General features: G+C 67.4%; 12 protein-coding genes. All 12 read left to right on the top strand.

The genetic code is table 11. From position 1 onward, the window contains the following. The first annotated feature begins 49 nt into the window (after positions 1-49). Genes LL972_RS21360 through LL972_RS21305 form a run of 12 tightly spaced genes read left to right on the top strand, consistent with a single transcriptional unit; the run spans position 50 to position 5,247 of the window. Positions 50-400 (top strand): hypothetical protein, encoded by a 351-nt coding sequence (locus LL972_RS21360; RefSeq protein ID WP_228329296.1) that lies wholly within the window; start codon positions 50-52, stop codon positions 398-400. Continuing rightward, positions 393-899, top strand: a complete 507-nt coding sequence (locus LL972_RS21355) for a hypothetical protein (protein WP_228329295.1) — start codon at positions 393-395, stop codon at positions 897-899. The genes LL972_RS21360 and LL972_RS21355 overlap by 8 nt, the downstream gene beginning before the upstream one ends. Beyond that, entirely contained in the window at positions 896-1,507 is a 612-nt protein-coding gene (locus LL972_RS21350; protein WP_228329294.1) for a hypothetical protein, read from the top strand. Before LL972_RS21355 ends, LL972_RS21350 begins: the two co-directional genes overlap by 4 nt. After that, entirely contained in the window at positions 1,504-1,971 is a 468-nt protein-coding gene (locus LL972_RS21345) for a crossover junction endodeoxyribonuclease RuvC (RefSeq protein ID WP_228329293.1), read from the top strand. Before LL972_RS21350 ends, LL972_RS21345 begins: the two co-directional genes overlap by 4 nt. After that, on the top strand, positions 1,968-2,660 hold the full coding sequence (locus LL972_RS21340) for a phage antirepressor KilAC domain-containing protein (protein ID WP_228329292.1): 693 nt from the start codon (positions 1,968-1,970) through the stop codon (positions 2,658-2,660). The genes LL972_RS21345 and LL972_RS21340 overlap by 4 nt, the downstream gene beginning before the upstream one ends. Positions 2,661-2,667: 7 nt before the next feature. Continuing rightward, complete coding sequence (locus LL972_RS21335) at positions 2,668-2,889, top strand: hypothetical protein (RefSeq protein WP_228329291.1); 222 nt, start codon at positions 2,668-2,670, stop codon at positions 2,887-2,889. Further along, on the top strand, positions 2,886-3,083 hold the full coding sequence (locus LL972_RS21330) for a hypothetical protein (RefSeq protein ID WP_228329290.1): 198 nt from the start codon (positions 2,886-2,888) through the stop codon (positions 3,081-3,083). The genes LL972_RS21335 and LL972_RS21330 overlap by 4 nt, the downstream gene beginning before the upstream one ends. Continuing rightward, on the top strand, positions 3,083-3,262 hold the full coding sequence (locus LL972_RS21325) for a hypothetical protein (protein WP_228329289.1): 180 nt from the start codon (positions 3,083-3,085) through the stop codon (positions 3,260-3,262). Before LL972_RS21330 ends, LL972_RS21325 begins: the two co-directional genes overlap by 1 nt. A gap of 2 nt (positions 3,263-3,264) precedes the next feature. Continuing rightward, entirely contained in the window at positions 3,265-3,753 is a 489-nt protein-coding gene (locus tag LL972_RS21320) for a hypothetical protein (protein WP_228329288.1), read from the top strand. Further along, positions 3,750-4,682, top strand: coding sequence for a hypothetical protein (locus LL972_RS21315; protein WP_228329287.1), 933 nt, complete (start codon positions 3,750-3,752; stop codon positions 4,680-4,682). Before LL972_RS21320 ends, LL972_RS21315 begins: the two co-directional genes overlap by 4 nt. Beyond that, on the top strand, positions 4,682-5,053 hold the full coding sequence (locus LL972_RS21310) for a Ref family recombination enhancement nuclease (RefSeq protein ID WP_228329286.1): 372 nt from the start codon (positions 4,682-4,684) through the stop codon (positions 5,051-5,053). Before LL972_RS21315 ends, LL972_RS21310 begins: the two co-directional genes overlap by 1 nt. Continuing rightward, entirely contained in the window at positions 5,050-5,247 is a 198-nt protein-coding gene (locus LL972_RS21305; protein ID WP_228329285.1) for a hypothetical protein, read from the top strand. Before LL972_RS21310 ends, LL972_RS21305 begins: the two co-directional genes overlap by 4 nt. Positions 5,248-5,277 lie beyond the last annotated feature (30 nt).

The raw sequence follows: 5,277 nt of genomic DNA, 5'->3' as shown, positions 1-5,277 counted from the left end.
ATCGTTGGTCTCCTTGGTGGCTAGTGTGCCCGGGGACCTCTAACTATGGATGGACCAATTTTACGGGGAGTCGACAAACCGGCCAGGCCTGCGCACCACTAGCCAGCACCCCGATCTGATCGCGGCAGCGGGTGAGGGCGTCACCTCGAAGCACCTGCTCGAGCTATCCGACGTCTACCCGGACAAGCCTGCCGGCTACCTGATCACCGCGGCCCGCCGTCAGCGCGCCACCGCCGCCAACACCATCACCTCCGGAGCACCCGCTCATGCAATCCCTCGCGAAAGCGCTGCCGAGCGCACCCAACGCTTTGCCCGTGAAGCCATCCAACGCGAAGCCGCCGGCCACGCCGGCGCCGGTCTCGATCACGGCGATCGCCACGGTGTGGACGCGCATGGCTGAGATCTACGGCACCCGCTGGACCAGCGGCTTCGGCGCGGACCCGTCCACCGGCGCGGGCAGCACCTGGGCGAAGGGCCTGGCCGGCATCACCGCGCAACAGCTTGGGGCCGGCTTGACTGCATGCATCGCGGCAGCGGATCCGTGGCCGCCGACGCTGCCCGAGTTCCGCGCGCGCTGCCTGGGCGTCCCGAGCCTGGCGCAGGTGTCCAACGAGCTGCGCAACGGCGGCGACCGCAGTGGCTTCACGGTGCTGGTGGGCTTCAAGCTGGACGGCTACCGTTACCGCGGCGCCAGCGCGAGTGACGCTGACCGGATGGTGCGTGAGGCGTACGAGCTGGCGCGCGATCACGTCATGCGCGGCGGCGAGGTGCCGGAGCCGGCCGCCACGGCGCTACCGCCGCCGGCGAAGGTGCCGGAAGTGGTAGACCGCGACGCGGCGCGTGCGGCGTTGGAGCGTGCAGCCGCGGAGCTTGGCGACGCAACGGCGGTGCAGGCATGAAGGCCTATCCCGCCCGCGTCCGCGAATGGCTCAAGGCCAACCCCGGCGCGCACGCGCCGCGCGTGATCTTGGACAGCATGGGCATCGCCGTTGGCGCCAAGCATCGGCGCGCGTACTACAGCGCGATTAAGGACAACGCGGATGCCGGTTACCTGCAGCGCGTCGGCGATGGCCCGCGCCCGGCCTACGCTTTCGTGTGCGATCCGCCGCCGCACGAGGGCGAGAGCCTATCCAGGGCCGAGAAGCACCGCGCCTACATGCGCCAGCGGCACCTCGATAAGGGCGGCCGCACCATGGCGGAGCGGCGCCAGGACGAAGCCCTGCAGAAGGCGGCGCGTGCGGAAAGGCTGCTGCGGGAGAAGGCAGAGCGGCAGGCCAGTCGCCAGGCCGCCAGGGAGGCCAAGCAGCAGGCGCGACTCGCAGCCAAGCAGAAGCCCGTGCGTTCGCCGAAGGCTTACACGGTCATCCCGATTCGCGCCTCGGTGCTCGGCCGGCCTGCAGCCGCTCGGCCACCGGTGCAGAGCGTCAACGACTGGATCCGCGCGGGTGGGCAGGTGATCCGTCTGCCTGGTGTTGAGCAGTACATCCCTGATCGGAGCAACGCATGAGCTACCTCATCGGTATTGATCCGGGCTGCTCCGGTGCGGTGGTGGTGCTGCAAAGCGCGGCCCACCCTTTGCCGGTCGAGTGGATTCGCATGCCCACGCTGAAGGTCGGCCAGTCAACGCGGGTGGACGCCGCGGCAGTGGCCCGCTTCCTTCAGGACTTTGCCACCAGCCACGTCTTCATCGAGCAGGTCCATGCGATGCCGAAGCAGGGCGTATCGAGTGTCTACACGTTCGGGCACGCCGCTGGTGTCGTCGAAGGCGTGGCCGCAGCGCTGATGCTGCCGATCACCCTCGTCACCCCTCAAGCATGGAAGAAGCGGGCCGGCCTGATCGGCTCGGAGAAGGACGCAGCCCGGAGCCGCGCCATCCAGCTGTGGCCGCGCTGGGCCGACCTGGGCAAGAAGGGCGCCGGTCAGGCATTCGCCGATGCCGCGCTGATCGCTCGTTACGGGAGCCAACCATGAGCCACCTCATCATCACCGGCGACGCGCCGGCCATCACCAGCCGTGAGATTGCGGAGCTGGTCGAGAAACGCCACGACAACGTCAAGCGGACCATCGAAACCCTGGCGCAGCAGGGCGTGATTGCTTCTCCTCAAATTGAGGAAAAGCCCACCGCAGGCCGGCCCGTCGCCGATTTCGTATTCGCGGGTGAGCAGGGCAAGCGCGACAGCATCGTGGTGGTGGCGCAGCTGTCGCCAGAATTTACCGCCCGCCTGGTCGACCGCTGGCAAGAGCTGGAGCGCCGCGTCGCCGCGCCGGCCGACCCGCTGGCGCTGCTTTCTGACCCGGCTGCGCTGCGCGGGCTGCTGGCCAGCTACGCGGGCCGCGTTGAGGAGCTGACGCCGAAAGCCGAGGCCCTGGACCGGATCGCCATCGCCGATGGCTCGAAGACCATGCAGATCCCTGAGCGGAAGTTCCTGGCCCTGCTTGAGCAGAAGCGGTGGATCTATCGCCACCCACTGGCCTCGACCTGGCTGGCCTACGCCGGCCGGCTGCACAGCGGCTGCCTGGAACACAAGCTCACCACCGGCGGCAAGCCGGACGGCAGCGAGTGGGTGCGCACGCAGGTGCGCGTCACCGCGAAGGGCCTCACCAACCTGGCCAAGGCGCTGAGCGCGCCGGCCGCGCTTCCCACCATTACGCACCACTGAGGCCCCGATGAGCGAAGACCTGATCTCCAACCAGCCCGCGCCGCAGCCGCGCCGCATGAAGCAGCCGACCAAGGACGTGCTGCGCGCCAACCTGGGCTACCACCTGCGCGAGCTGATCGACCTACGTGCTGAGCATGAGCAGTTTCGCGCGAGCTGGTGCTGGCCGCTCTACGTCTGGACCCAGCGCGTGCGCACCGCGTTCGGCCGTGCCGGAAACGGCCGGGCATGACGGCATCGGTCAAGCGTTCGGCCTGGGCGCGGAGCCAAGCCAGCCAGATCCGTGCGCGGCTTGACGGCATTCACCGCAAGCCGGCCATTGGCGAGCGCGAGCGTAAGAGCAAAAGCGCCGCGATCCAGGCCAACGAGTGCCAGGCCCGCAAGTTCGAACGCATCGCGGCAGCAGCAGAGAAGAGGGGGAATTGATGGACACGAACACCAACACAGCCGACCCGCGCGCCTCGCGCCACGAGTTCCAGTCGCTGGACGACGCCACGCACTGGCTGCTGCTGCAGGGCGCGCCGTCGGCGAACGTGCACGTTGACGGCCAGGTGTGGTGCCTGGGCCGGGATGGCAGTGCAGAGCCGGTGCAGGGGAGGGGCTGACCATGGCCGAATTCGATAGCTTCACCGAGGCGACGCGCTCCGACCTGGAATGGTGGGGCTTCGAGTTCGCACTGCATCGCGACTTCGACTACCTGGGCCTGGCCAGCAAGAACATGCTGCAGGTGCTGATCGAGCACCGCGGCGAGATGCCGCCGCCGAACGTTGGCTTCAAGCCGCTGGAGGTGGACGCCCGCGCCCAGCGCGTGGAGGACGTCATCGGCGGCATCGCCCGGCAGGACGTGGTCATGGCCTGCGTGCTGCGCGGCTACTACTGCGGGCGCGGCCGCAAGAACTTCGAGCGGATGGAGACGGCGAACAACCTGATCGCCAACGCCGGGCACGCCCCCCTGCGCCAGGGTGCCTACCTGACCCTGCGCGCGGCTGGCTTCGAGCTGGTCGGCAGGCGCCTGCGCCCGAAACTTCATCGGCTGAACGCGCTCGGCATCGCCGACGGCAGCCTTCCACTCAGCAAGGGAGCAATCGCATCGTGAAGCCACTGGTCATCTACCACTCCAACTGCGCCGATGGTTTCACCGCGGCCTGGGCCGTACATCGCGCCCTCGACGCCGATTTCCATCCAGGCGTGTATTCAGCTCCGCCACCGAACGTCACTGGCCGGGACGTGATCTTGGTGGACTTCTCCTATCCGCGCGCCGTGATGCTCCAGCTGCAGCAGGTGGCCCGCTCGATCCTGGTGCTCGACCACCACAAGAGTGCGGATGAAGACCTCCCGGCCAACGATCTTACCGCTGCCGATCAGCTCACGGTGCTGCGCCTGAGCTTCGATATGTACGGTGACCTGATCACGCCGTGGCGCCATTTCCAGGCTTGTGTGCTGCAGGACCAATGCGAGGGCGTTAACAAGGCCATCGTCTATGCACTGTTCGACCAGCAGAAGAGCGGCGCCGGCATCGCTTGGGATTTCTTCCACCCGGGCGTGGCGCGACCTGCTCTGGTCAACCACGTTGAGGACCGCGACCTGTGGCGCTTCGCGTTGCCGGGCACGCGCGAGATCCAGGCAGCGGTGTTCAGTTATCCCTACAAGTTCGACGTCTGGGACGTGCTGGCATACACCCCGATCGACAGTCTGCGTGGGCAGGGCGTGGCCATCGAGCGAAAGCACCACAAGGACGTGAAGGAATTGGTGCAGGTGATGAAGCGGCGGATGGTGATAGGGGACTACGACGTCCCGGCTGCCAGCATCCCGTACACGCTCACGAGCGACGCCGGACACCTGATGGCACAGGGTGAGCCCTTCGCGGCCTGCTACTGGGACACGCCCACAGGCCGAGTCTTCAGCCTGCGATCGTCCGATGACGGTTTGGACGTTAGTCAGGTGGCGAGGCTGTACGGAGGCGGCGGGCATGCCAAGGCTTCCGGCTTCACGGTGCCGCGAGACCACGAGCTGGCCAGGTCGTGATGCGGCATAGCACCGGCACGCCGACAGCCGAGGAGGTGGTGCGGTTCGAGCTGTCGAAGGAGGGGCCGTGCATGGCGTGCGTGGTGCGCATGGCGGCCGGCCTGCTGCCGCAGCAGCTGGTGGTTGTGGGCTGCGACTACAACCACTGCAAGAGCGGCAACCGCCGGCGCGGTCACCTGCTCGGGTATGCACTGTGCCTGTGGCACCACCGTAAGCACCCGATGCCCAGGCAGACGACCAGCAGCACCCGCGATCGCTACGGCCCATCGCTGATGGACGGGAGCGCGCTGTTTCACGAGACCTACGGCAGCGACGACGAGCTGATCGCGCTGCAGACCGAATGGATTGAACGACAACTGGTGATGGCATGAACGAGATCGAGAAGCGGGCGCGGGAGTTGTTGGCACAGGAGTTCGAGCGCACCGAAAACAAGGTGGCCGCCTCCTGGCTCCGGGATGGCGCGCATGTAGGCGGCATGGATGGAGATCTGGTCTTACGCGCAATGGTCGCGGCACTGTCCCAGGGTAATCCCCCCACTTCTAGCGGTCGCCAGAAGTGGAGCTAAGTGGCCATCGCCAACTTCATGGCAGGCGTG

The sequence above is a fragment of the Xanthomonas campestris pv. asclepiadis genome (assembly GCF_020784175.1).
Taxonomy (GTDB): Bacteria; Pseudomonadota; Gammaproteobacteria; order Xanthomonadales; family Xanthomonadaceae; genus Xanthomonas; species Xanthomonas campestris_D.
Note: the sequence above shows the minus strand (reverse complement) of the source record. Positions and strands in the feature narration are given on the sequence as shown.

What these genes read in the sequence shown, in the direction of transcription:
- LL972_RS21360 (WP_228329296.1), top strand. Translation starts at nt 50, where the DNA reads ATGGACCAATTTTACGGGGAGTCGACAAACCGGCCAGGCCTGCGCACC.
- LL972_RS21355 (WP_228329295.1), top strand. Translation starts at nt 393, where the DNA reads ATGGCTGAGATCTACGGCACCCGCTGGACCAGCGGCTTCGGCGCGGAC.
- LL972_RS21350 (WP_228329294.1), top strand. Translation starts at nt 896, where the DNA reads ATGAAGGCCTATCCCGCCCGCGTCCGCGAATGGCTCAAGGCCAACCCC.
- LL972_RS21345 (WP_228329293.1), top strand. Translation starts at nt 1,504, where the DNA reads ATGAGCTACCTCATCGGTATTGATCCGGGCTGCTCCGGTGCGGTGGTG.
- LL972_RS21340 (WP_228329292.1), top strand. Translation starts at nt 1,968, where the DNA reads ATGAGCCACCTCATCATCACCGGCGACGCGCCGGCCATCACCAGCCGT.
- LL972_RS21335 (WP_228329291.1), top strand. Translation starts at nt 2,668, where the DNA reads ATGAGCGAAGACCTGATCTCCAACCAGCCCGCGCCGCAGCCGCGCCGC.
- LL972_RS21330 (WP_228329290.1), top strand. Translation starts at nt 2,886, where the DNA reads ATGACGGCATCGGTCAAGCGTTCGGCCTGGGCGCGGAGCCAAGCCAGC.
- LL972_RS21325 (WP_228329289.1), top strand. Translation starts at nt 3,083, where the DNA reads ATGGACACGAACACCAACACAGCCGACCCGCGCGCCTCGCGCCACGAG.
- LL972_RS21320 (WP_228329288.1), top strand. Translation starts at nt 3,265, where the DNA reads ATGGCCGAATTCGATAGCTTCACCGAGGCGACGCGCTCCGACCTGGAA.
- LL972_RS21310 (WP_228329286.1), top strand. Translation starts at nt 4,682, where the DNA reads ATGCGGCATAGCACCGGCACGCCGACAGCCGAGGAGGTGGTGCGGTTC.
- LL972_RS21305 (WP_228329285.1), top strand. Translation starts at nt 5,050, where the DNA reads ATGAACGAGATCGAGAAGCGGGCGCGGGAGTTGTTGGCACAGGAGTTC.